Origin of the sequence: Lacinutrix sp. (assembly GCF_037625555.1) — a bacterium.
Taxonomy (GTDB): Bacteria; Bacteroidota; Bacteroidia; order Flavobacteriales; family Flavobacteriaceae; genus Lacinutrix.
In genome coordinates, this window is record NZ_JASJHV010000056.1 from 1 (window position 1) to 25,225 (window position 25,225).

At 31.4% G+C, this 25,225-nt stretch carries 19 protein-coding genes; 10 read left to right on the forward strand and 9 right to left on the reverse strand.

The features are described from left to right. The first annotated feature begins 724 nt into the window (after nucleotides 1–724). The 3 genes from QNK89_RS04230 to QNK89_RS04240 all read left to right on the forward strand — a co-directional run bounded on the left by QNK89_RS04230 (nucleotide 725) and on the right by QNK89_RS04240 (nucleotide 3,532). Nucleotides 725–1,315, forward strand: coding sequence for a HupE/UreJ family protein (locus tag QNK89_RS04230; protein ID WP_340169713.1), 591 nt, complete (start codon nucleotides 725–727; stop codon nucleotides 1,313–1,315). A 165-nt stretch (nucleotides 1,316–1,480) separates the two neighbouring features. Further along, the gene (locus QNK89_RS04235; RefSeq protein ID WP_340169736.1) at nucleotides 1,481–1,912 is read left to right on the forward strand and encodes a dCMP deaminase family protein; all 432 of its coding nucleotides are present in this window, start codon (nucleotides 1,481–1,483) and stop codon (nucleotides 1,910–1,912) included. 18 nt (nucleotides 1,913–1,930) lie between these two features. Beyond that, nucleotides 1,931–3,532, forward strand: a complete 1,602-nt coding sequence (locus tag QNK89_RS04240) for a S41 family peptidase (RefSeq protein WP_340169714.1) — start codon at nucleotides 1,931–1,933, stop codon at nucleotides 3,530–3,532. Here QNK89_RS04240 and QNK89_RS04245 read toward each other — a convergent pair. From QNK89_RS04245 to QNK89_RS04255, 3 genes are read right to left on the reverse strand one after another with little or no spacing between them, the layout of a single operon-like run. Next, nucleotides 3,529–4,125, reverse strand: a complete 597-nt coding sequence (locus QNK89_RS04245) for an NAD(P)-binding domain-containing protein (protein ID WP_340169737.1) — start codon at nucleotides 4,123–4,125, stop codon at nucleotides 3,529–3,531. The genes QNK89_RS04240 and QNK89_RS04245 overlap by 4 nt on opposite strands. Further along, nucleotides 4,126–4,323, reverse strand: a complete 198-nt coding sequence (locus QNK89_RS04250) for a hypothetical protein (protein WP_340169715.1) — start codon at nucleotides 4,321–4,323, stop codon at nucleotides 4,126–4,128. Between the two features lie 54 nt (nucleotides 4,324–4,377). Further along, entirely contained in the window at nucleotides 4,378–4,959 is a 582-nt protein-coding gene (locus tag QNK89_RS04255) for a MarC family protein (RefSeq protein WP_340169716.1), read from the reverse strand. 148 nt (nucleotides 4,960–5,107) lie between these two features. Here QNK89_RS04255 and QNK89_RS04260 point away from each other — a divergent pair, with 148 nt between their 5' ends. From QNK89_RS04260 to chrA, 4 genes are all read left to right on the forward strand, one after another. After that, a complete protein-coding gene (locus QNK89_RS04260) occupies nucleotides 5,108–5,674 on the forward strand; it encodes a DUF3109 family protein (RefSeq protein WP_340169717.1) in 567 nt (188 codons plus the stop codon). A gap of 652 nt (nucleotides 5,675–6,326) precedes the next feature. After that, nucleotides 6,327–7,601, forward strand: coding sequence for a ribonucleotide-diphosphate reductase subunit beta (locus tag QNK89_RS04265; RefSeq protein WP_340169718.1), 1,275 nt, complete (start codon nucleotides 6,327–6,329; stop codon nucleotides 7,599–7,601). Between the two features lie 2 nt (nucleotides 7,602–7,603). Continuing rightward, complete coding sequence (locus QNK89_RS04270; RefSeq protein WP_340169719.1) at nucleotides 7,604–9,397, forward strand: ribonucleoside-diphosphate reductase subunit alpha; 1,794 nt, start codon at nucleotides 7,604–7,606, stop codon at nucleotides 9,395–9,397. A gap of 124 nt (nucleotides 9,398–9,521) precedes the next feature. Beyond that, nucleotides 9,522–10,646 (forward strand): chromate efflux transporter, encoded by a 1,125-nt coding sequence (gene chrA / locus QNK89_RS04275; protein ID WP_340169720.1) that lies wholly within the window; start codon nucleotides 9,522–9,524, stop codon nucleotides 10,644–10,646. A 67-nt stretch (nucleotides 10,647–10,713) separates the two neighbouring features. Here the strand turns inward: chrA and QNK89_RS04280 are convergent, their stop codons facing one another. Both QNK89_RS04280 and QNK89_RS04285 read right to left on the reverse strand, forming a co-directional pair. Continuing rightward, entirely contained in the window at nucleotides 10,714–12,978 is a 2,265-nt protein-coding gene (locus tag QNK89_RS04280) for an inorganic phosphate transporter (protein WP_340169721.1), read from the reverse strand. 70 nt (nucleotides 12,979–13,048) lie between these two features. Then, the gene (locus tag QNK89_RS04285) at nucleotides 13,049–14,254 is read right to left on the reverse strand and encodes a porin (RefSeq protein WP_340169722.1); all 1,206 of its coding nucleotides are present in this window, start codon (nucleotides 14,252–14,254) and stop codon (nucleotides 13,049–13,051) included. Nucleotides 14,255–14,604: 350 nt separating this feature from the next. Between QNK89_RS04285 and QNK89_RS04290 the strand changes: the two genes are divergently transcribed. Continuing rightward, entirely contained in the window at nucleotides 14,605–14,964 is a 360-nt protein-coding gene (locus QNK89_RS04290; protein WP_340169723.1) for a nicotinic acid mononucleotide adenyltransferase, read from the forward strand. A gap of 70 nt (nucleotides 14,965–15,034) precedes the next feature. Here the strand turns inward: QNK89_RS04290 and QNK89_RS04295 are convergent, their stop codons facing one another. Genes QNK89_RS04295 through QNK89_RS04305 form a run of 3 tightly spaced genes read right to left on the reverse strand, consistent with a single transcriptional unit; the run spans nucleotide 15,035 to nucleotide 19,033 of the window. Continuing rightward, a complete protein-coding gene (locus QNK89_RS04295) occupies nucleotides 15,035–16,204 on the reverse strand; it encodes a multidrug transporter (protein ID WP_340169724.1) in 1,170 nt (389 codons plus the stop codon). Nucleotides 16,205–16,242: 38 nt separating this feature from the next. Continuing rightward, entirely contained in the window at nucleotides 16,243–17,673 is a 1,431-nt protein-coding gene (locus QNK89_RS04300; protein WP_340169725.1) for a TonB-dependent receptor, read from the reverse strand. Beyond that, complete coding sequence (locus QNK89_RS04305) at nucleotides 17,642–19,033, reverse strand: carboxypeptidase-like regulatory domain-containing protein (RefSeq protein WP_340169726.1); 1,392 nt, start codon at nucleotides 19,031–19,033, stop codon at nucleotides 17,642–17,644. Before QNK89_RS04305 ends, QNK89_RS04300 begins: the two co-directional genes overlap by 32 nt. A gap of 179 nt (nucleotides 19,034–19,212) precedes the next feature. Here QNK89_RS04305 and QNK89_RS04310 point away from each other — a divergent pair, with 179 nt between their 5' ends. Next, on the forward strand, nucleotides 19,213–20,553 hold the full coding sequence (locus QNK89_RS04310) for a deoxyguanosinetriphosphate triphosphohydrolase (RefSeq protein WP_340169727.1): 1,341 nt from the start codon (nucleotides 19,213–19,215) through the stop codon (nucleotides 20,551–20,553). A 14-nt stretch (nucleotides 20,554–20,567) separates the two neighbouring features. Here QNK89_RS04310 and dxs read toward each other — a convergent pair whose 3' ends face one another. Beyond that, the gene (gene dxs / locus QNK89_RS04315; protein ID WP_340169728.1) at nucleotides 20,568–22,340 is read right to left on the reverse strand and encodes a 1-deoxy-D-xylulose-5-phosphate synthase; all 1,773 of its coding nucleotides are present in this window, start codon (nucleotides 22,338–22,340) and stop codon (nucleotides 20,568–20,570) included. Between the two features lie 151 nt (nucleotides 22,341–22,491). Between dxs and QNK89_RS04320 the strand changes: the two genes are divergently transcribed. Beyond that, complete coding sequence (locus QNK89_RS04320; protein ID WP_340169729.1) at nucleotides 22,492–25,200, forward strand: T9SS-dependent M36 family metallopeptidase; 2,709 nt, start codon at nucleotides 22,492–22,494, stop codon at nucleotides 25,198–25,200. Nucleotides 25,201–25,225: the final 25 nt, after the last annotated feature.

The window sequence follows — 25,225 nt, forward strand, 5'->3', positions numbered from 1 at the left end:
CATATCGTTATATTGACTTTGCTTTGATGTCTTATAATGATCCTCTAATACCAATTCAAATAAATCACAAACTTCAACAGGTGGTTTTAAATCACGAAATAAATTAATTAATTCATTATGAGCATCTTTGGTTCTGTCGCATCTGCTAAAATTAAGCATCAAGTTTTAAACTAATTTAATTTTTTAAGAAGCTAATGATATAAATGATTTGTAGGTTGACCTTAATTTGAAGTAAACAGCTTGTAATATGATTGCTTTAGGAAAACAGTGACCTTTGAACATCTTTTTTATTGTAAATATAAAAAATTTGATTTTTCCTTACATTAGATGCGACAGAACCCTTTTCTGATTCATACGTAAATTTAATGAATTGTGAACTTAAGTCGTATATAATTTATTACTGTCTTCTTTCCTATTTAAGAAAGTCCTCACGGACTTTCTTGGTCAATAATTTTTAATAGTGAAAAGTTACTATGTTTAAATAAAGTAATAAACTCAAGGGCTTGTGTTTAATGCTTTTCAATCATAATAAATAATTTTTAAATAAATATATTTTCGGAAAAAATCGGGATTTTAAAGTGTATTTCTTATACAAATTACTTATTTTCAGTTGTTTGTGATTTTTTTAAAGACTTCCACTTTGAGTACAAATACTAAAAGCATCAATTTTAATTGATGCCTTTCTTTTTTTTATATATTTACAACACCCTAAATTTAATCTACTATGCTTGAAGAACTTTGGTTTAACGTACAATATGGTATTAATCACGTTTTAGATATTAATGCTTACGATCACGTCCTCTATTTAATTGTTTTAACAGTTCCATTTATGTTTAAAGACTGGAAACGTGTTTTTTTACTAGTATCAATGTTCACTCTTGGGCATACGCTATCTTTAATTTTAGCAACTTATGGTGCGGTTAAGGTTTCAGCAGATATTGTAGAGTTCCTTATACCAGCTTCAATTTTAATTGCTGCGCTTTTTAATGTTTTTACTTCTGGAAAAGGTGCACAGAAAGAGAGAATTGGACTGCTTTTTATTACAACATTGTTTTTTGGTTTAATACATGGTCTAGGTTTTGCAAGAGAATTTAAACTTTTAGTTGGTGGAGACGATAACAAGTTATTAGCACTTCTTGAGTTTGCTTTAGGTATTGAAATAGCACAAATTATTATTGTATTTATAGTGCTGTTTTTAGGTTATATAACTCAAACGGTTTTTAGGTCTACAAAACGCGATTGGATTATGGTCGTTTCTGCAATTGTGATTGGTTTAGTAATACCAATGATATTAAATAGTCCACTATTACAATAGTTTGCCATAAAATTATCATAAAACTTTATTAATTGAATTGTAATTAAAACACTAACACGCTATCTTCGTTGTGTTAGTTGAATTTGCAAAGCAAATTTTAATATTTAGAGCTCAAACTGTATAGTTTTTTTGTTTTGAGTTTTAAAATTGATAGAATTAAAAAACATGCCTAAAAACAAGCAAAACAAATACGATAAAGCCTATTTAAGAATAGCAGAAGAGTGGGGAAAATTGTCTCACTGTGAGCGTAGACAGGTAGGAGCGATTATTGTTAAAGGACGTATGATTATTAGTGACGGATTTAACGGAACCCCAACTGGTTTCGAGAATTATTGCGAAGACGAAGAAGGTTACACAAAATGGTATGTTTTACATGCTGAAGCAAATGCAATTTTAAAAGTAGCTTCCTCAACACAATCTTGCAAAGGAGCAACACTATACATTACCTTATCACCTTGTAAAGAATGTAGTAAGCTTATACACCAAGCAGGTATTGTTAGAGTGGTTTATAAAGAAGGCTATAAAGACGATTCTGGCTTGCGTTTTTTACAGAAAGCAGGAATTGAGTTAGAAAAAATTGAAGATTTAACAGCTTAAATAGAGAATTTAATATAGATGAAATTAAATACAAAATACTTGCCTTTGCTTTTAGGATCTGCTATTGCAGTAGGTGTCTTTATTGGTGGTTCTCTAGATTTTAATGATACTGCAGATAGTCTTTTTACTTCAAATAACAAAAAAGATAAACTTAACAGGCTTATAGATTATATAGACCATGATTATATAGAAGAAGTTAATACCGATAGTATTGTGGATGTTACGGTAAATGGAATTCTAGAAAACTTAGATCCACATTCTGTTTACATTCCTAAAGAGAACATGCAAAGTGTTACAGAAAACATGAAAGGAGATTTTGTAGGTATTGGCATTAGTTTCTATACTCACAAAGATACTATAACAGTAATAAGAACGATAGAGAAAGGACCAAGTGAAAGAGCAGGTTTAAAAGGAGGAGACAGAATAATAACTGCAGATGGAGATTCTCTTTTTGGAAGAGACCTTACAAATGGAGATTTAGTTAAGAAGTTAAAAGGTCCAAAAAATACAGATGTTGTTTTAGAGGTTATAAGAAAAGGAGAAACTAAGCCATTAAAATTTAAAGTTACAAGAGGAATCATTCCAATAGTAAGTGTAGACGCTGCGTATATGCTAACAGAAACCTTGGGTTATATTAAAATTAACCGTTTTGCAGAGTCTACTTACAAGGAGTTTAAAAGAGAATTAACTAAACTTAAAAAAATAGGAGCAACAGAAATTGCTCTAGATTTAAGAGGGAATCCTGGAGGTTTTTTAGGTGTAGCAGAGAAAATTGTAGATGAGTTTTTAGAATATGATAAGCTTATCCTTTTTACAAAAAACAAGAAAGGTAAAATAGAAAATAGCTATGCTACAAGAAGAGGCTCTTTTGAAAAAGGCCATGTTTATGTTTTAATAGACGAAAATTCTGCATCTGCTAGCGAAATTATTGCAGGAGCATTACAAGATAATGACAAAGGAACAATACTAGGCAGGCGATCTTATGGGAAAGGCTTAGTGCAACGAGAGATGCAATTAGGAGACGGAAGTGCAGTGAGATTAACAGTTTTAAGATATTATACTCCTACAGGGCGTTCAATTCAACGTTCTTATGATAATGGAAACAGAGATTATTTTGATGATTATTATTCTAGAATAAATAGTGGTGAGCTGTTAGATCCTGAAAAAATAGAAGTAGCAGATTCTTTAAAATTTACAACACCAAAAGGTAAAATAGTTTTTGGAGGTGGAGGAATTATTCCAGATGTTTTTGTACCTCTTGATAAAGGAATGCAAAACGAAACCATTGCTTTTTTACAACGTCGAGGCTATTTTAATAATTTTGCTTTCGAACAATTAGAAAAAGATAGAAACGTATTTAAAGAAATTATTAAAGAAGACTATTTAATTAATTTTGAAATAACAGATAAAGTAGTAGAAGAGTTTCAGGAGTATTTAAATGCAAAACGAAGAACAAATATTATATTTATTACTTACAAAAATGAAGTAAAACAATATATAAAAGCTGCGCTGGCAAATCAATTATATGGTACTGGTGCTTTTGAAGAAGTTATTAACCAAACAGATACTATGGTAAATGAGGTAATTAACTTGAGTCTAAATAAAGACTTTACTAACTAGATTTTGTCATGTATTTTAGTATGTTTTCCATTATTCCATAAGGTAAGAATATCTGTGGCTACATGAGCTCCGCTTCCTGAAGCTATTGTAAATTGACTTCGCCAACCCGCTAAAGTTCCTGTAACATATAAATTATCTTCTATTAAATGGTTTGTGTTTTGTAGCCAAATTCTATCTTTTTCAATTGCTGCTTTTGGATGCGGTTTAATGTGTGCTTCTAAACCTCTTATTGTTAATAGATTTGAATAGCCTACGGCAATTACAACAAGCTTAGCTCTGTATTTGTTTTTATTTGTAGTGATTAAAAAGTGATCCTGGGTTTTAGAAATTTCACATACTTTTTCTTTTTGAGTAATTTCGGGACATAGATCTTCCAATTGCTTTTTGCCATCTATTAGAATATCTTTACCCAGAGTACCTGGTTCTAGACCAAGAACATTATTAAATAATGCATTTTGTAAATGAGATGATTTTTGGTGAGTTATAATTGCTATTTTTTTTTCTTTAGCAAAAGGCTTTTTAAGTCCAGACCATAAAACTAAAGCATAAGATAATCCAGCTGCTCCACCACCAATAATTAAACTGTCTAATATTTAATTTTTACTCTTTTCTTCTATTTTTTTAGAAACTCTAAGTATTTGAAGCATTAATATCGCGCAAAGAGCTGCAACAATGGTAATTACCGCAATCATGCTCTCTCCTTTAAGTAGTCCTTCAAAATTAAGTTTACTTGCGTTGTAAATTATTAATCCTATTGCAATAATATTAAGTATGAGTGTAAATATTTTCATTTTATATCTGTTTCATTTAACCATTAAACAAATGATTAATTTCTAGATGTAAAGTTAAGCAAAAAGAATTTTAATGTTAGTAGCAAATAACTTAATAGCAATAGCTAGAAGTATTACACCAAAAACTTTTCTAATAATACTAATGCCGTTTTGCCCAATTAGGCGTTCAATTCTTCGTGACGTCTTTAAAACTATATAGATAACTATAACATTCATTAAAACTGCAAGTATTATATTTTCTATTTCAAACTCTGCTCTAAGTGACAATAAAGTTGTTAAACTACCAGGTCCTGCTATTAATGGGAATGCTAGTGGAAAAACTGAAGCTGTTAAGGGATTCGTGTCTTCTTCTTTATATAATGTTATGCCTAAAATCATTTCTAAAGCAATAAAAAACAATATAAAAGAACCAGCGACAGCGAAAGAGCTTACATCTATACCAATAAGATTTAAAATACTTTTTCCAAGAAATAAAAAAGCAATTAAAATAGCACCTGCGATAATTGAAGCTTTTTCACTTTGTATATGTCCTACTTTTTTACGTAAATCTATTATAATAGGAATATTACCAACAATATCTATTACTGCAAATAACACCATGAATACAGTAAATATCTCTTTAAAATCAAAATTCATAACTACCTTTCTTAAATTTTCGGCAAAAGTACTTATTAATAATAGATTTGCAATATTAATTTAAGGTTAAATTATCTCTAAAAGTTATAATACTTTAATTGAAGATTTTCGTGTTATATTTGCTCTTTATTTCGAGATTAAATTAAGTATGTTTCAATTAGGAAAGACAATAGTTTCAGAGGCTATAATAGAAAACGATTTTGTGTGTAACCTGTCGGCTTGTAAAGGTGCTTGTTGTGTAGATGGAGATGCAGGTGCTCCCTTAACAGAAGATGAAACACAAATTCTTAAAGAGATTTATCCAAAAGTAAAGCCTTTTTTAAGACAAGAAGGGGTAGATGTTATTGAGTCTCAAGGCACTTCAATAAAAACAGCTTTAGGGGAATTAGAAACGCCTTTAATTAATGGTGCAGATTGTGCTTATGTTATTTTTGATGAGAAAAACACAGCATTATGTGCTATAGAAGAGGCTTATAATCAAGGAGAAGTTAGTTGGAAGAAACCAGTTTCTTGTCATTTATACCCAATTAGAGTTAAGGATTATACTGAGTTTTCTGCTGTAAATTATGATAAATGGGAAATATGTGACGATGCTTGTTCTCTAGGCAAAGAATTACAAGTTCCAGTTTATAAATTTGTTAAAGAAGCGCTTATTAGAAAATTTGGTGAAGATTGGTATACAGAACTAGAAAAAGTAGCCAAAACAATGAAATAATCATTAAGTAGTTTTTAATCTGTAGCTCTCTTTAGTTGGAATATCTATAATTATTTTAGTGCCTATAGCTATATTTTTATCATATAAATCTTCAATTGTAATTTTGTAAGAGTTTGTATAGTTTTTTGAGAAATACTCTAAACGTTGTTTTGTAATATCTATACCAACAGATTTTCTTTTAAGCAGTTTATTGTTATTAATTTCTGCCGAAGCCTTTCTTCCAATTCCGTTATCTATAATTGTAATTGTTACAAAATCTAATGTTTTTTTAGAGACATGTATAGTTATCTTCTAGTATTAAAATGTTTATTTTTTTATTTTTTAAGTTTCCTTATTTTACTGCTTGTAACTCGACATATGTATTTTTAAAACACTATAAATCAAGTAGTTGAGTTAATAGTGTTAAATTCCTCGAAAAACATTGCAAACACTACGTTGTTAAAAACTTGTTGACAACGTTTATAGAATACCCTTTCATTTTTAAGTACAATTAGCAATCTTTGTTCAAAGCATACAAATTCAATTTTTTTTCAACAATAAAACTTATTTTTTATTTTATATACAAAAGAAAAAAATACGTTTTTTTATTACCCAATAAAATTTGAAAAACTTGGCTCAATACTATTATCAATAAAGCTATTAAAACAACATTATGGAGATTACAGATATAATTAAAAGAGATTACGAAACGAGTCCTTTTGTATTAAATAAAATAACTAATGCTATAGAGAAAGCAATGCTTTCTGTTGGAAATGGTTCTAAAGAAGACGCACAAGAAATATCTTTAAACGTTTTAGAGACCTTAACACAAAGAAAAATAAAAGATAGTAGATATTTACCAACAGTAGAACAGGTACAAGATCTTGTAGAAGAAAAACTAATGGTAAGTGCATTTCCTAATGTTGCTAAAGCTTATATTTTATACAGAGACGAACAAGCTAGAAATAGAATAACCAATATTTTCGAAAAGCGCATTAACCTAAAGCCATACGAATATCCAGCACTTAACGATTATGTAGATGCCATAAGACATTCATACTGGATTCATTCTGAATTTAATTTCACCAGCGATATTCAAGATTTTAAAACAAGACTTACTATTGTAGAGCAAAATGCAATTAAAAACACAATGCTTGCTATTTCTCAAATTGAAGTTGCAGTAAAGAGTTTTTGGGGAGATATCTATAATAAAATGCCAAAACCAGAAATTGGTTCAGTAGGTGCAACTTTTGCAGAAAGTGAAGTAAGACACCATGATGCCTATTCTCACTTACTTGAAATTTTAGGATTAAATAATGAATTTAAACACCTAAAAAAGAAGCCTGTAATAATGCGTCGTGTGCAGTATTTAGAAACAGCTTTAAAAAATGCTAAAAGTGAAGACAATAAAGAGTTTGCAGAATCTATTTTATTATTTTCATTATTTATTGAGCACGTCTCTTTATTCTCACAGTTTTTAATAATAATGGCTTTTAATAAGCATAAAAATATGCTTAAGGGCGTTTCTAATGTTGTAGAAGCAACCTCTAAAGAAGAACAAATTCATGGTGATTTTGGTATAGATATTATTAAAATAATTAAAGATGAAAATCCAACGTGGTTCGATCAAGAACACGCAACTCAAGTACAAGATTTATGTAAAGAAGCCTTCGCCTCTGAAAGCAATATAATAGATTGGATTTTTGAAGCAGGAGAATTAGATTTCTTACCAAAAGATGTTATTAATGAATTTATTAAAAAACGTTTTAATGATTCTTTAGAAAGCATTGGAATAGAAAAAGTATTTGAAATAAATGAAGAATTAGTGGCACAAACCGAATGGTTTGATGACGAAATTATAGGTACAAAACATGGAGATTTCTTCGTGAAACGATCTATAAACTATAGTAAAAGAACAAAAAGTATAACTAGCGACGACCTATTCTAAAAATGAGCAACAAAACACAAAAAACCACCGAAGTAAACTTAAGTCAAGACGCAAAAGCCTCTAACTATAACGAATTAATTAACGCTAGAAAAAAGACAATAGAAGAAGCTGGCAAACAGCCAGAAATTAAATGGCTAACAGAAAATAGCCGAAAGTTTTTAGCTTCCGGATACTTAACAGAAAATACAACGCCAGAAGAACGTATTAGAGAAATTGCAAATAATGCAGAGAAAATCTTGAAAATTGATGGATTTGCAGACAAGTTTTATGGCTACATGGCAGAAGGTTACTACTCTTTAGCTTCACCAGTGTGGTCAAACTTTGGTAAGAAAAGAGGATTACCTATTAGTTGTTTTGGGTCGCATATAGATGATGATATGGGAGACATTTTATACACGCAATCTGAAGTAGGTATGATGTCTAAATTAGGAGGTGGTACTTCTGGTTATTTTGGAAAATTACGTCATCGTGGTGCTGCTGTAAAAAATAACGGAGAATCTTCTGGAGCTGTACACATCATGCAACTTTTTGAAAAAATGGTTGATGTTGTAAGTCAAGGCTCAGTAAGAAGAGGTCGTTTTTCTCCTTACTTACCTATTGAACATGGAGATATTAATGAGTTTTTAGAAATTGGGACAGAGGGAAACCCAATCCAAGAATTAACACATGGTGTAACCGTTGGTAACGATTGGATGCAGGAAATGATTGATGGTGATGCAGATAAAAGAGCAATTTGGGCTAAAGTATTACAACGTAGAGGAGAGATAGGATACCCATATATCTTCTTTAGAGACAATGCAAACAATGCAGCACCAGATGTGTATCAAGATAAAAATCATGAAATATACGCTAGTAATTTGTGTTCAGAAATCATGTTACCTACTAACGACGAGTGGTCTTTTGTTTGTGTATTATCTTCTGTAAATTTATTACATTATGATAAGTGGAAAGATACAGATGCTGTTGAAACCATGGTGTACTTTTTAGATGCTGTTTTAGAAGAATTTGTTACTAAACTTGAAGTATATAGAGATTCTGAAAGTAGAGACGATAGGCAAACATTTATGTTTATGGAAAAAGCCTATAACTTTTCAAAAGAAAACAGAGCGTTAGGTTTAGGAGCATTAGGATGGCATTCTTTATTACAATCCAAAAGCTTAGCTTTTGATAGTGCAGAAGCTTTTAACTTGAATAGTGAAATATTTAAAACTATAAACGATAAATCTAACAAAGCATCGCAAGAATTAGCAAAATTATTTGGAGAGCCAAAAGTTTTAAAAGGCTATGGAAGGCGTAATACAACATTAAATGCAGTTGCGCCAACAACATCTTCAGCGTTTATTTTAGGACAAGTATCTCAAGGTATTGAGCCAATTTGGTCTAACATTTATGTAAAAGATATTGCGAAAATAAAAACGACTATCAAAAATCCATTTTTATTAGCCCTTTTAAAAGAAAAAGGATTAAATACAAGTGATATTTGGAAAAGTATTCGTGATTATGATGGTTCAGTACAACATCTTGAAGAGCTTACAGATCATGAAAAAGAGGTGTTTAAAACGTATTCTGAAATAGATCAGATGAGTATTATTTATCAAGCAGCAAACAGACAAAATCATATAGATCAAGGACAATCTTTAAATATTATGGTACATCCAGATATGCCAGTTAAAGACATTAATAAACTATATGTTACGGCTTGGAAACTAGGTGTAAAATCATTGTACTACCAACACAGTATGAATGCAGCGCAAAAATTTAAGCAAAAGAAAGAATGTGCTAGTTGTGAAGGATAATAGATGTTCATTTTAGCATTGAAAACAAGTGATTTATTATTAAAAGAAGCATTCTGAAAAGGATGCTTTTTTATTTATAAAGCAGTCCTTATATTTATCTCATTATAAAGAATAAATGTTTTTTATGAATAATAATCTCAAAGAAGTAGCTTCAGTATTTTTTAAATTAGGCTGTTTTGCCTTTGGAGGTCCAGCAGCTCATATTGCTATGATGGAAGATGAGGTTGTAACTAAACGCAAATGGATGACACGTGACTACTTTTTAGATCTTATTGGTACTACAAACTTAATTCCTGGTCCAAATTCTACAGAAATGACTATGCATTGTGGATACGAACGCGCAGGAAAAAAAGGTCTTTTTGTTGCAGGAATAGCTTTTATTTTTCCAGCAGTTATAATCACTGCTTTATTAGCTTATTTATATGTAGAATGTGGTAAGTTACCAGAAGTAGAGCCATTTGTTTTCGGAATTAAACCAGCAGTGTTAGCAATTATAGCGTCTGCAGTATTAAAGCTAGGAAAAAAAGCAGTAAAAACAATTGAGCTAACTATAATTGGTTTGTTGGTGCTTACTGCAAGTTTATTTGGTGTAAATGAAGTATTTGCATTATTATCAGCTGGTATATTGGGAATGCTATATTTTTATTTTAAAAATAAGGTTAGTGCATCTTTAAATAGCTTTTATCCATTTTTATTGAGCTCTACTTTAGGCCTAACTCTAAGCAAAATATCTGCTATAAACGTATTTTGGGTGTTTTTAAAAGTGGGAGCCATTTTATATGGTAGTGGATATGTTTTATTTGCCTATTTAGATGCAGAGTTAGTAACTAGAGGTTGGTTAACAAGAGTAGAATTAATAGATGCTATAGCTGTAGGTCAATTTATACCAGGACCAGTACTCTCTACTTCAACTTTTATTGGTTATCAATTATCTGGTTTTCCTGGAGCTCTAGCAGCAACTACAGGTATTTTTTTACCTTCATTTTTGTTTGTTTTAATACTTAACCCTTTTATTCCTAAAATGCGTAAATCTAAGCTTCTGCGTTATTTTTTAGATGCTGTTAATGTAGCAGCAGTTGCAGTTATGTTAGCTGTATTACTTGTTATGACTAAAGAAATAGTTTTAGATTGGAAAGGAGTTGTTATTGCTTTAATAGGTGCGTTATTAGTGTTTAAAACAAAAGTAAGCCCAATTTGGATTATTATAATAGGTTCTGTGTTAGGTTTTGTTTTAGTTAGATTTTTATAGATAAAACAAAAAAACCATCAATAACATGGTGGTTTTTTAAGACATAAATTATAATTTATTATTCTGTTTATGTAATAGTTGCAGGTTCTACAGAGCTATCATGAGAATTATAATACTCTTCTAAAAGATTCATTGTTGCGGTTAATAAATCTTTAGTCTCTAATAATAAGCTAAAGTATAATGTTGTGTTTTTTGGGCTAGATTCTTCAGTTCTTGTTCTAGCTACTTGCTTCACAATTTTAGAAGTTACTAAATCAAACATATCTTTTTTACGATTAATTATAGCGCCTATTTGCTCAAAAGATTCAGATTTAAAGGCTTCTTGAGTATCATTAAATAAAGACTCTAAAGCATCATCTACTTCCTTTAGCTCTTTAATTTGGCTAAACTTAAGACTTTTATGATTGTTGTTTATATGTTTATGACTTGTTTTAGAAATGTACTCTAAGGATTGAGTCATGTCTTGTAAGTAGCCTAGAATATTAATGTAAAAGCTACTTGCTCTTAAACTAGTTTCGTCTAAATTCTTAATAAAATAGAATATGTTATCTCTTAAATCATCTACTTCATCTGATAATTTAGTGATTTGTTTCTTGTTTTGTTTAAGTAGTGCCAAATCTTGTTTTGCTAGACCTTTAATAGCATTGGTGTAAATTCTGTTTCCACGTTTTACAACACTAGCGATATTATCTGCACTTTCATGTATTACACCTTGAACAGAGCTGCTTCCCGATTGCTTTAAGCTATCTTGATCAACTGTTTTGTTATATGTTTTTTTGTGAGAAAGATAGTTTCTAACTAATAATACAACAGTTAACAATAATAAAATTGGAGTCATAACTTCTGGATTCCATTTTATTAAGAATACTACTATACCAGCAGCTATAAATGCACCAATTGCAGTTCCAAACCATCCACCTATAACATTTAATACTCCCGCTACTCTGTAAACAGCACTTTCTCTTCCCCAAGCACGATCAGCGAAAGAGGTTCCCATGGCAACCATAAATGTTACGTAAGTTGTTGATAATGGAAGTTTCATAGAAGTTGCAATCGCTATTAATACACCAGCAACCATTAAGTTAACTGATGCTCTAATCATATCAAAAGCAGGTGCGTCTATACTTTGGTCTTTAGTTAGCGCTACAGTATCAGGTTTTTCAAAACTCTTACCTATACTTTCTTGAAGCGATTTTGGGATAATAAAACTGATAGCGTTAGATAACCAAGATGTTCCTTTAACTAAACCTCTTGAAAGCATATTAGGCTCAAATTTTTCGTGAGTATCACCTTGACGAGATAAACTTAATTCAGTTTCTGCAACTGTTTTAGCTTTTTTAGAAAACCATAATGTTAAAACCATTATAGTTCCTGCAATAAATAAAAGTAAAGGCTCTGCAGGTACTTTTTTACTTAAAACAGCCATAGACATTGTAGAATCCATACCTCCTGCAACCCATGCCTCATAAGAATGATATGCTGCCATTGGTACACCTATAAAATTAACTAAATCATTACCAGAAAATGCTAATGCTAGTCCAAATGTTCCAACAGCTATAACAACAAGTAAGATTGATTTTTTTGTTATGGCTTGGAATGCGAAAGAGACTATTAACCATAAAACGAAGCTAGCCATGATAATATAGACTTCATTACCTTCAACAATTCCTTTTAAATCTTTATAATATGGTGTTCCTTTTAATCCTTTAAGAAAAATAAAGTATGTGATTGCTGTTAAACAAACAGCTCCAAAAACAGCTCCAAAACTTTTTATTTTCTTTTCATATTGAAAAGTAAAAATTAAACGTGATAGACATTGTACAAAGGCACCAACTGTAAATGCAATAAATATAGACATTATTATACCTCTAATAATTTCTATTGCTTTTTCGGTGTTAATATAACTTCCTAAATCTGTTATTGTTTGAGCATCTGAAGCAGTGATTTTAATTAATGCCATAATAACTGCTGCTCCTAATAAGTTAAAAACAATAGAAACCGTTGTAGAAGTAGGTAAACCTAATGTGTTAAAGAAGTCTAACAGTAGAATATCTGTTATCATTACTGCCATAAAAATGTACATAATGTCTTCAAAACTAAACATGCCAGGAACAAAAATACCTTTTCGTGCAACCTCCATCATCCCACTAGAAAAAACAGCTCCAATAAAGATACCTAAACTAGCCACAATCATTATTGTTCTCATAGATAAGGCTTTAGAGCCTATGGCAGAGTTTAAAAAGTTTATAGCATCATTACTAACACCAACTACAATATCAGCTATTGCTAGTACTGTAATAGCAATCAACATAAATAAATACATATTTTCCATAAATTTTGATTTTGCAAATATCTTGATAGATATTGATTATAATGTTATCTAATTGTTATTTTTTAATAATTTAAAAATGAATATCAAATCCTAATCTAAAAGTAATATTGTCTTCATTACCATCTAAGGTTGTATAACTTAAATCGCTCTGAACTTTTAATTTATGACCAACAATAAATTTATTTACACCAATGGTGTATTGGTCTTGAGGTAAGCTTCCAGTAATAGCTTCGTAATTTACAGTTGTAAAACGTGCTGCTATTTCGTAGTTGTTTTTAAATAAATACCCAGCTTGTAAGTTTAAAGCATTACCAGTTAAAACAATATCACCTGTTGGAGTAGTACCATCAATTTCAGTAGCAATTACTTCATCAGCAGTACGTTTTGCATATTCTCCCATAAAAGAAAAACCATTATATTTAAACATAGCATCTGCGAAAATAGTAGTTTGGTTTGTTTCAAAAATAGAACCATCAGTCCTAATCATATAATCACCAGCAAAACCTCTTTCTCTAACTGCATTTTCGTTAAGGTTATAAGTAAAACCAGCCATTAATTTTGGTGTTTCTTCTCTTTTTAAATCAGATTGACTATAATCGCCTTTAGACTTAAAAGTACCAAACGGTAAAAACTCTAAACGAGCAGTATATTGCAGTCCGCCTTTATTACCTTCTGAAACATTACGTCCTTCTCCTTGTGAGATTGAGAATTTTTCGCGCATTAAAAAGTTACCTCCTAAATTTGTTTTATGGCGCAGTTGTAAGCCTAAATCACGGTCAATATTAAAACGACTGTTTAATAATGAACGGTCTATAAGCTGCATGTTTGCAGAAGAAACAACACGTTCCACATTTCCTGGAAGTTTTGTTTGTCCTGCCCAAAGTTCCCAGTTACCTGCAAAATTCCACATAATAACTGCATCTAATATGTAACGAGGCGTATTTCTATTAAAATCGTTTGCACCAGAAATATCTCTGTTAGATAAACCTAATTCAATTTTATACTTAAGTTTTGGGCTGTAAGCAAAGCCATTAAACTTTAAACGCGCTCTACGAACAATAAAGTTATGTTCTGGGCTGCCATATTGGTTTCCATTATGATCCCAAGACGAATTAGATCGTACTTGAAAACGAGGTGCGAATTTTACGCTAAATGAGCTGTCTTTTGCAGTGAAGTTAATAAGGCCTTTTCCAAAAGAAGTATCGCTTATTTCTTGTGCTGTTAAATGTGTAAATGCAAAACATGCAAATACCAAAAAAGTAAATTTTAGTTTCATTATAATTATTAGTTTTTTATCGCTTCAAATAACCAATAATTATATGAGCCTAATGTTTCTAAATTGTTAATTCAAAAAAAAAAGACTGCTTTGGCCAAAAGCAGTCTCATTAGAAATCATAATAATGTAGTCGACAAAAACTAATAGATTATATGAAATACTAATTGTTTTGTCTTAAGACATTACAAATATCATCAACGTAAGTGATTTTAATGTAATGCTAATATTAAGTTATTATTAAGTATCTAAATTATTAGCAACCAAGTATTTAAATTGCTAATGTTATGTAATCGTTGTGTAAGTGTTATGTAATGCGTATATTTAGATTATTAATGTTAAAACCCATAATTATGAAGAAATCAATTTTAGTTTCAATTGCCTTTTTAATTGCTGTGGTAACTTTCGCTCAAGATAAGCGACATCTAAAACTTAACAAAGACACTAATTTAATTGAAGTTGTTTATTATCATGACAATGGAGTAGTTAGCCAAACAGGGGCTTACACTACAGATGGTAAATTACAAGGTGAGTGGCTTAGTTTTAGCACAGAAGGCAAGAAACAAGTTTCTGCAAATTATGATAATGGTCAAAAAGTCGGCAAGTGGTTCTTTTGGAATGATACCACTCTTAAAGAAGTAGATTATAACAATAATGCTATTGCAAATGTTAGTGAATGGGAAATTAAATCTCCTGTTACAGACAGCAATTAAACTATTGAATTAAAACAAAAAAGGCATCTTCATTTCGAAGATGCCTTTTTTGTTTTAGACTAATTTATATTTATTCTACAGTCCATCCTGTACTCCAAGAGGCGTAATTTGCTCCAGTTCCATTACCATCTCCAGAAATAAAATCTGTTATAGTAAATGTTTCGCCTGTATCGTTTTTCATCTTTAAAATCACATCTGTAAATAATACATCTGTAACTTGTAAATCGTTGCTAAGTACTCCAGCTCCTGTTGGAGCATCGCCTTGGTCTCCATCAAGATCGAAACCTTCTGCAAAGCCTACAATTTCAATATTGTTAAAGATACCTTGTGTTCCTGCTCTTAATCTTATAGCTTCGTTACCTGTTCCAGATCCATTGCCACTAATAGTTAAATTATTTACTGTAGGCTTAGACCAAAAAATTGGGCTTGAGTTGTTACCTATATCTGTATTGTAACCATCTGCTTCAATACCTTTATCGTGGTCTGCACCATGTTTTACATAAGCATTTGTAATGGTGCCAGTATAACCTTCTGTCCAATCTATAGAATCATCTTGAGCATTTACTACAGAAACATAATCTACATTAACTGTGCCTCCAAAAAACTCAATACCATCGTCTTTTCCTTCAAAGGCTTGTATGTATTCTACTAATGTTCCGTTTCCAACGCCGTAAAATGAGAAACCATTGTTTTCAGACTGTCCATCTGCAGAACCACCAGAATACTCAATTCTCATGTAACGAATGCTTCCAGAATCGTCACCAATACTAGTTCCTCCATATGGTAAACTTGCGATTTCTGATGTTGATGTAGAAGCTCCAGATACAGAATTAATAGGCGCTCTTCCTAAAATAATTAATCCTCCCCAATCTCCAGCTTCTGGATTTGAAGCATTAGAGGTTAATATAATTGGATTTGTTGCAGTTCCCATGGCATTAATTTTGGCACCTTGAGAAATAGCAATGTAAACATCACTTCCTTGTTCTAAAGCAGAAATTGTAGTTCCTTCTGGAATGGTTAATGTTGTTCCAGATGCCATAATTAAAGAACCGTTTAATGTGTAATCTGTTCCTGCTTCTAATGTTAAATCTGTTGTGTAAGTTCCAGAGATTGTAGTTCCTGTAGAACCTGTAGTTCCACCATTATTTACATTTAATACAATATCTGCAGTGTCATCTGTAGTACATGCTGAAAAAAACATAGAGACTATGGCTAAGCCAAATAATAAGTTACGTTTCATAGTTTTAGTTTTTAGTTAATGTTGTTTTTTTTAGTGAGTTAAAATTTATATTTTAATTGAAGTCCTAAATCCATACCTTTCTTGTATTCTGAAAGTGTAACATCTCCAAAAGAAGTGTTTTCTCTTACAAGTTTAATACTTGGGTCTAACAGGTTTTTAGCACTTAGATTAATTTCGAAATTTGATTTGATTTTATTTCTCCAGACAAAATCTAAAGTTGGTATTCCTTTTTCAATAATATTACCTAGTTGTCCAGATCCTAATGCTGAAATTCTATCTGAAAAATATGAGAATACTAAGTTTGCCGTTGGTTTAAAGTTTTCACTAATTATTGGAGTATAGCTAATATCTGCATTAATTAATAAAGGAGATGCACCTTGTAGCTCGTCTGTTCTATCTAGTGTTGAAGAATATAAGCCTGTCGAGCTTTTTAAATCTTGCTCTGTGTGCATATAAGCTATATTAAAACCTGCAGATAATACAGCATCTTCGTCTGCATTTTGTAATACTGTTTTTCTAACTTCTAATTCAACACCTAAAATAGAGGCCTTGTCTCCTGTTCTAAAATAACGCTGCGTTCCAGTGGCATCGTTTGCAATTACTAGATTTATTGGGTCGTTAATTTGCTTTGCAAAAGCAGAAACTGCAAATAACTCTGCTCTAGACATAAACCACTCGTATTTAAAGTCTAGGTTATAAACAGAAGAGAATGATGGATTATTTAATAAATCTGGATTACCACCAATACGTTGTGCTACACCTTCGTAAACAAAAGGCGCCATTTCTTTAAATTCTGGAGTAGATACTGTTTTACTTGCAGAGAAACGTAAATTTTGGTCATCGTTTAAAGCATATTTAATACTTAAGCTTGGTAAAAAGAATACGTTTTCAGTATCTCTAAAGCCTGGTTCGTTTGCAGGTAAGTTAATAACGTCGTAAACAATACTTTGCTCAAAAGATTCTATTCTTGCTCCTGGAACAAACAACCATTTTTCTCCAAATTTTAATTCTGCGTTTGTATAGGTAGCAAAAACATTTAATTTTCCAGAATAGGTGTTTTCTGGAGCTCCTGGAGCATTTGTGCTTCCATATTCTGGAACTGCAGCATTAATAACTTTAATGTCGTAAAGCCCATCATTATTAAGGCTAAGATTCCCTAAATTAAAAATATTGTTTAAGTTATTTGGGTTTGTTATTTCAGTATTACCAACTAAAATATCGTAACCATAACGAATGTTTTCGAAATCACGTATTTTAGTTCTTCCGTTTAAACCAAAGTTTAATTTTGAGTTTTCATTTAATGTATAGGCTAAATTTACACGGCTGTTTAGTTCTTCATCTTCTATATCTTGAAAATAACGTTGATTATCATAATCTACGTTGTTAAAAAATATAGGATTTGTTGAGTTGTCGTTATCTAAAGCAAATTGATAGTTTTCAAAAACTGAAACGTTTTCTATCAGGTTCATGAGCATTAACTCTATTGTAACCAATTGCCCAATCTAATTCTAGATTATCAAATTCATGAGTACCTAATAGTTGATTAACATAGATTAAATCTTGATTAAACTGAATATTTTGTTGGTAAAATCCAATCTCGTCGTTAACTAATGATTGTGCATCTCTATTAAAACCATTTCCACCAATACCATAATAGCCAACCTCGTCTGTAGAGCTATTAATAAACATAGAGTTAAACTGTAGTTTATTGTTAGAGTTAATTTTAAAACTAGCATTTAACATTGCTGTTGTTGTTGTGGAATATGAAAATTCTTCGGCCTCTGGAAATATTTTATTAAAAATTGTAGAGAAATCGACTACTCTACCTTTTCTATATTCGTAATCATTCTCAAACGATGCTGTAGCGAATAGACTTAAACGTGCACCACTTTCAAAATCAAAAGATTTACCACCAGATGCGCCATAATTTACGTTAATTGGAGCATTAACATTTACAGGATTGACGCCATGTGATAAAACAATAGCAAATGGATTATGATCATACCTACCATAATACCCAAAATAGCCAGAACCTTCACTTCTTACAAAGTTTTGTCCAGCTGCTCTTGTGTTAACTCCAGATCCTGTTGTAAAATTAAAAAAGCCATTGCCTTTATAATTTTTTGAAGTAATGTCTATATTTCCTGCAGCAAAATCACCATAGAATTTTGAAGAATAGGCTTTACTTATAGAAACATTCTCTATTAAGTCTGAAGCAAAAAGATTTAAATCTATATTTTTCTTGTTTACATCGTTAGACGGAAGCGCTAATCCGTTTAAAGTTGTATTCAAATATCGGTCTCCTAAACCACGAACATAAACATTACTAGATCCTTCTTGTTTAGAAACTCCAGATATTTTAGCAACTGCTCCTGCAGCATCACTAACGCCTTTGCGAGACAGCTCGTCTGCACCAATACTTTGCTTAATTTCTACAGCTTTCTTTTGGTCTAATAATAAAGCTGTTTCGCTTTCTCTTTTTGAAGAAGCTTGTAAAACAACTTCGTCTAAAGAAGCAGAACTAGACTCTAGTATAACCTCAATAACTTTATCCTCTCCAGCAATTATACTAACAGGAATACTTTGCGTTTGGTAACCAATAAAGCTAACTTTAACAACATAATTTCCAGCTTCTAGATTTGTAATATTAAATAAACCATCAAAATCTGTTGTAGTTCCTTTTGTAGTCCCTTCTATTGCAATATTTGCTTGAGGCATAGGCATGTTGTTGTAATCTTTGTCTAAAACTGTACCAGATAAAGTGCTTGTATTTTGAGCTACAGATTGTAACACAGTAAATAATAAAATAGTTAGTAAAAATTGTTTCATTTTTTGTATTAGTTTGTCGCTGCAAAGAAACAATCAACTTGTAAGTTCTAGGTTAACTGTAGGTTAAACCTATTTCATTAAAAGGTTAGATAAATGTTACTTAAATGTTTCTAATTTTATAATTAGAAACATTTAAGTAACATGAGTTTGTATATCTTGCAGTTACATAATTATTTACAATGAACTGGGAACAATTACTCTCTTTAAAACGCTTTGGCGATACAAACAAAAGACTAAGAAAAGAACAAGACGAAACACGATTAGGTTTCGAGGTCGATTATGATCGTATTATTTTTTCTTCAGAATTTAGAAGTCTTCAGGATAAAACGCAAGTTATTCCATTGTCTAAAACAGATTTTGTTCACACACGTTTAACACATAGTTTAGAAGTAAGTGTTGTAGGTCGTTCACTTGGAAGACGAGTTGGCCAAAAACTATTAGAAAAGCATCCGCATTTGCAAAATATTCATGGCTATCAAGCACACGATTTTGGTGCTATTGTTGCTGCTGCTGCTTTAGCACATGACATTGGAAAACCACCTTTTGGTCACTCTGGCGAGAAAGCAATTGGAGAATTTTTTAAGTCTGGAAAAGGAAAAGAACATAAACTTAAATTAAGCAAAAAAGAATATCAAGATTTATGTGATTTTGAAGGTAATGCTAACGGATTTAAAATTGTTACCCAAAGTAGAGTAGGACGTGAAGGTGGTTTGCGTTTAAGTTATGCTACTTTAGGAGCTTTTACTAAATACCCAAAAGAGTCTTTACCAAAAAAGCCAACCAACCACATTGCAGATAAAAAGTATGGGTTTTTTCAGAGCGAAAAAGAAGCATTTATAGATGTTGCTGAAGAATTAGGTTTAACAAAACGAAGCGATAAGGATGCTAGCTATGCTCGTCATCCTCTCGCGTTTTTAGTTGAGGCTGCAGACGATATTTGCTACACTATTATAGATTTTGAAGATGGTATTAACCTAGGATTAATTTCTGAAGCTTTTGCGTTAGAGTATCTAATAAATCTGGTAAGAGATAAAATTAAAACAGAAAAATACCATAAGTTATCTAATAAAGAAGATCGTGTAAGTTATTTGAGAGCGTTAGCAATAGGCTCTTTAATTGATGAGGCTATTGAAATGTTCATGAAAAATGAAGAGGCTATTTTAGAAGGAACTTTTAGCGAAGCATTATTAGATAAAAGTAAATACGAAGCACAGATTAATGATATTATTAAGTTAAGTGTTGAGAAAATTTATCAATCTACCGAAGTAGTAGATAAAGAGATTGCTGGTTATGGTGTGTTGAGTACTTTACTTGAAACCTATACCAATGCAGTAAATAACTGTTTTAACAACACAGCTTCTAATTACGATAAATTGATTTTAAAAGGACTACCAAAAGCTATAAAAACAGATCAAGAAAGTCTTTATGAAAGACTTTTAAGTGTTTGCCATTATATTTCTTTGTTAAGCGATAGTCAGGCGATTATTCAGTATAAAAAAATAAAGGGTTTTAGTTTTTAAGAAAAATTACGTGATTAATTTAATTTGTCTAGAATAAATCTTGAAAGACTTTCAGCATCTAATTCTATTGATTCGTGAAGTTCCTTAACCGTTCCATGTTCTATAAAAACATCAGGAATACCTTTTAAGTAGATGTTGTTTTTATAATTGTGTTCTGCCGCAAATTCTAAAATAGCACTACCAAATCCACCTTTAATACTTCCATCTTCTATAGTAATTATGGTGTGATGTGTTTTTAAAATATCGTGTAAAAGACTTTTATCTAATGGTTTTATAAAACGCATATCGTAATGCGAAATCTGTTTTAATGTTTCGCATAAAGTAATGATTTCTTCAACAGTTTTAGCTAGTGTGCCAATACTTAAAACAGCTATTTTCTCACCTTCTTGAAGGCATTGTGCTTTTCCTATTTCAATTCTAGAAAATGGCTGTTTCCAGTCAATAATTGCACCTCTCCCACGAGGATAACGTATAGCAATTGGATGTTTTAAACCTAATTGAGCAGTGTACATAATGTTACGCAATTCAATTTCATTTCGTGGAGCAAAAATAATTAAATTAGGAATGCAGCGTAGATAACTAATATCAAAAACACCATGATGTGTAGCACCATCTTCGCCTACCAAACCAGCACGATCTAAACAAAAAACTACAGGTAGATTTTGTATTGCAACATCATGGATGACTTGGTCGTAAGCACGTTGTAAAAAAGTAGAATAGATATTACAAAACGGTATCATGTTTTGAGTTGCCATTCCAGCAGCAAGTGTAACAGCATGTTGTTCTGCTATACCAACATCAATGGCACGTTCGGGTAGTTTTTCCATCATGAATTTTAACGAACTTCCACTTGGCATTGCTGGCGTAATGCCAATAATATTTTTGTTTTGGTTTGCTAATTCAACTATTGTGTATCCAAAAACATCTTGAAATTTTGGAGGTTGTACAGTTTTATCTTTATCATATAAATCGCCTGTTTCTGCATTAAATTTTCCTGGTGCATGATATGTAACTTGGTTTTCTTCAGCTTGACGTAAACCTTTTCCTTTAGTTGTAATTACATGTAGAAATTTTGGGCCTTTAATAGTTTTTAATCTATTTAATTCTGAAATTAAAAGTGGTAAATTATGGCCATCAATTGGTCCAGAATAATCAAAATTTAAAGCTTCAAATATGTTGTCTTGTTTTTGTGTACCTTTTTTTACATTAGTTAAATATTGCTTTAAAGCACCAATACTTGGGTCAATGCCAATAGCATTATCATTTAAAATAACCAATAAATTACAATCTGTAACTCCTGCATGGTTAAGGCCTTCAAATGCCATTCCGCTGGCTATAGAGGCATCTCCAATTACTGCAATATGTTGCTTTGTAAAATCACCTTTTAATTGAGAGGCAATTGCCATTCCTAAAGCAGCAGATATTGATGTAGATGAGTGTCCAACTCCAAAGCTATCAAATTTACTTTCAGTTCTTTTAGGAAAACCACTAATACCATTTTTTTGCCTATTTGTATGGAATTGATTTTTTCTACCAGTTAAAATTTTATGACCATAAGCTTGGTGTCCAACATCCCAAATTAACTCATCCTTAGGAGTGTTAAACACATAATGTAAGGCTATTGTTAATTCTATAACACCTAAACTAGCGCCTAAATGTCCAGCTTTTGCAGCGACTACTTCAATTATAAAAGCTCTAAGTTCTTTCGCTAAAACAGAAAGTTCTTCTTGTTTAAGATGCTTTAGTGACTCAGGAGAATCTATGGCTTTTAATAGTAGATTATGCATTAGTTGTTTAAAGAAAGTGTGAAATTATTAAAAAGGGATATTAATTTTAGTCTAATCGCCAATAAAATACGTGTAAAATTGTAATAATTGTAAGTTGGGTGTTATATTTGTGACTATTGAAAAAGAAAATTTTAAAACAATACACAAATTTATGAAGAAAAATTACATTGTTTGCTTAATCGCTACGTTATTTTTGTTTGCTTTTCAAATAGGACAAGCACAAAAGAGCTTATCAAATAACGAGTTTGGATCACTTATTCAAGATTGGTTAGATTTTAACAAAGACAAATATGATTTAACACAAGATGACATATCAAGTCTATTAGTAACTGATTCGTATTATTCTAAGAAAACTAAAATTAATCATGTATATGTTAATCAGGCATACCAAGGCGTAAAAATACACAACGCAGTTTCAAGCGTTGCAGTTAGAGATAACTATGTGTTTTATTATGATAACTCTTTAATACCTAACATTGCCTCTAAAATAAATACAATAACACCATCTATAGATGCACAAGCTGCTATTAATGCTGTTGCTCATGAGTATGGTTTAGGCAATGTTTCTAACCTATCTACAGTAAGCAACTCTAACAACAATTATATTTTTTCTAATGGAACCGTATCACAAAAAGATATCCCTGTTTCATTAGTATTCCAACCTACAACAGAAGGTTCTATTAAATTAGCATGGGATTTAAGTATACATACTTTAGATGGACAAAACTGGTATAGCGTAAGAGTAGATGCCGTAAATGGTGAGATATTAGATTCAAACAACTGGATTATTAAATGTAATTTTGGTGATGGTAATCATGTTTCTCATGGTAATCATAGTATCAAAAAAACAGAAACTATAGATTTATTTAAGTCTTCATCTTCAATGATGGTAGATGGTTCTTCTTATAGTGTATATCCTTTACCTTTTAGAAGTCCAAATGAAGTTTCTGTTACCTTAATTACTGAGCCTGCAAACTTGAATGCTTCTCCTTTTGGATGGCATGATGTTAACGATGTCTCTGGAGCTGAATTTACTATTACTAGAGGTAATAATGTTTATGCTCAAGAAGATGTTAATGGGAATGATGGTTTTGGAGCTGCTCCAAATGGAAGCGCATTATTAGCTTTCGATTATTCTAGTTCAGATTTAAATCAAGCACCATTAGGATATCAAGATTTATCATTAACAAATTTGTTTTACATGAATAATATCATGCATGATGTATGGTATGAGTATGGTTTTGATGAAGTTAGTGGTAATTTTCAGCAAAACAATTATGGAAATGGAGGTAATGGAGGAGACTTTGTAATTGCAGATGGACAAGACGGAAGCGGTTTAAATAATGCAAATTTTAGTACTCCACCAGATGGTAATAATGGTGGTATGCAAATGTTTTTGTGGGATGGTGTTCCTGCTAGTCCACTTATTATAAATTCAGGTGGACCATTGTTAGGAAGTGTTACAGCTGTTGTTCCAGCAACAGGACAGGGTAACAATATAACAGGACCAAGTACAGTTCCAGTAACTGCAGATTTAGCTTTGGTAGTAGATGATAATTCTGTAGATGATACAACTGCTGCTGGTTATATAGCAGATTTTAATGATGGCTGTGGAGCAGTAACTAATGGAACTGACTTAAGTGGGAAAATTGTTGTAATAAGAAGAGGTAATTGTCCATTTGTAGATAAAATACAAAACGCACAAGATGCTGGAGCGGTTGGACTTATTATGGTGAATCATAATAATCCTGCAAACGATCCTGCTTATGTAGAGTATGTTGGTATGGCTGGTATGTCAACACCAGCATTTACTATTCCTTCTTTATTTATTAATAATGCAGATGGAGAACAACTAATTACAGCATTACAGAATAATGAAGTTATTAATGCAACTATTGTATCAGCACCAGTGCCATTTCAAAAAGATGGTAGTTTAGATAACGAAATTGTTGCTCATGAATATGGTCATGGTATTTCTGCTAGATTAGCTGGTGGACCAAGTAACTCTGGTTGCTTAGGTAACGCTGAGCAAATGGGAGAAGGATGGTCAGATTGGTTTGCACTAATGATTACTATGAAAGTAGGAGATTTACCAGAAACTGGTAGAGGTATTGCAACTTATTCAATAAGTGAGCCTTTAGATGGTTTAGGTATTAGACCTTTTCAATATAGTACAGATACTTCAATAAATCCTTTAATTTACTCAGATACCAATAATACTGCAATTTCTCAACCACATGGAATAGGAACGGTTTGGGCAACAATATTGTGGGATTTAACTTGGAAATATATTGAGAAATATGGTTTTGATCCAGACATTTATAATGGAACTGGTGGAAACAATAAAGTTATGCAGTTAGTTTTAGATGGTTTAAAATTACAAACGTGTAATGCAGGATTTGTGATAGGTAGAAACGGTATTTTACAGGCAGATACAGCTCTTACTGGTGGAGAAGACTTATGTATGATTTGGGAAGTGTTTGCTGCAAGAGGTGTTGGTTTAAACGCTAACCAAGGTTCTGCACAATCTAGAACAGATCAAGTAGAAGATTTTAATATGCCACCAGATACTAATCCAACACTACAAAACTGTACAAGTTTAAGTGTAGATGAGTTTAATGAGTCTAATTATTCAATTTTCCCTAATCCTGCTAACAATGTATTAAACATTAATGTTAAGAAGAATTTTGGAAAAGTAAACATCACATTAACAGATATTAATGGAAGATTAGTGTTATCTCAAGAAGCTAACCTTTCTAGCTCAACAGAATTAAATATTAGTGCTTTACAATCTGGAATGTATATTCTTACAATTAAAGGTGAGAACATTAACACAAATGATAAGATTATTAAAAACTAGAAATAGTTTTAAATAAATATTAAAA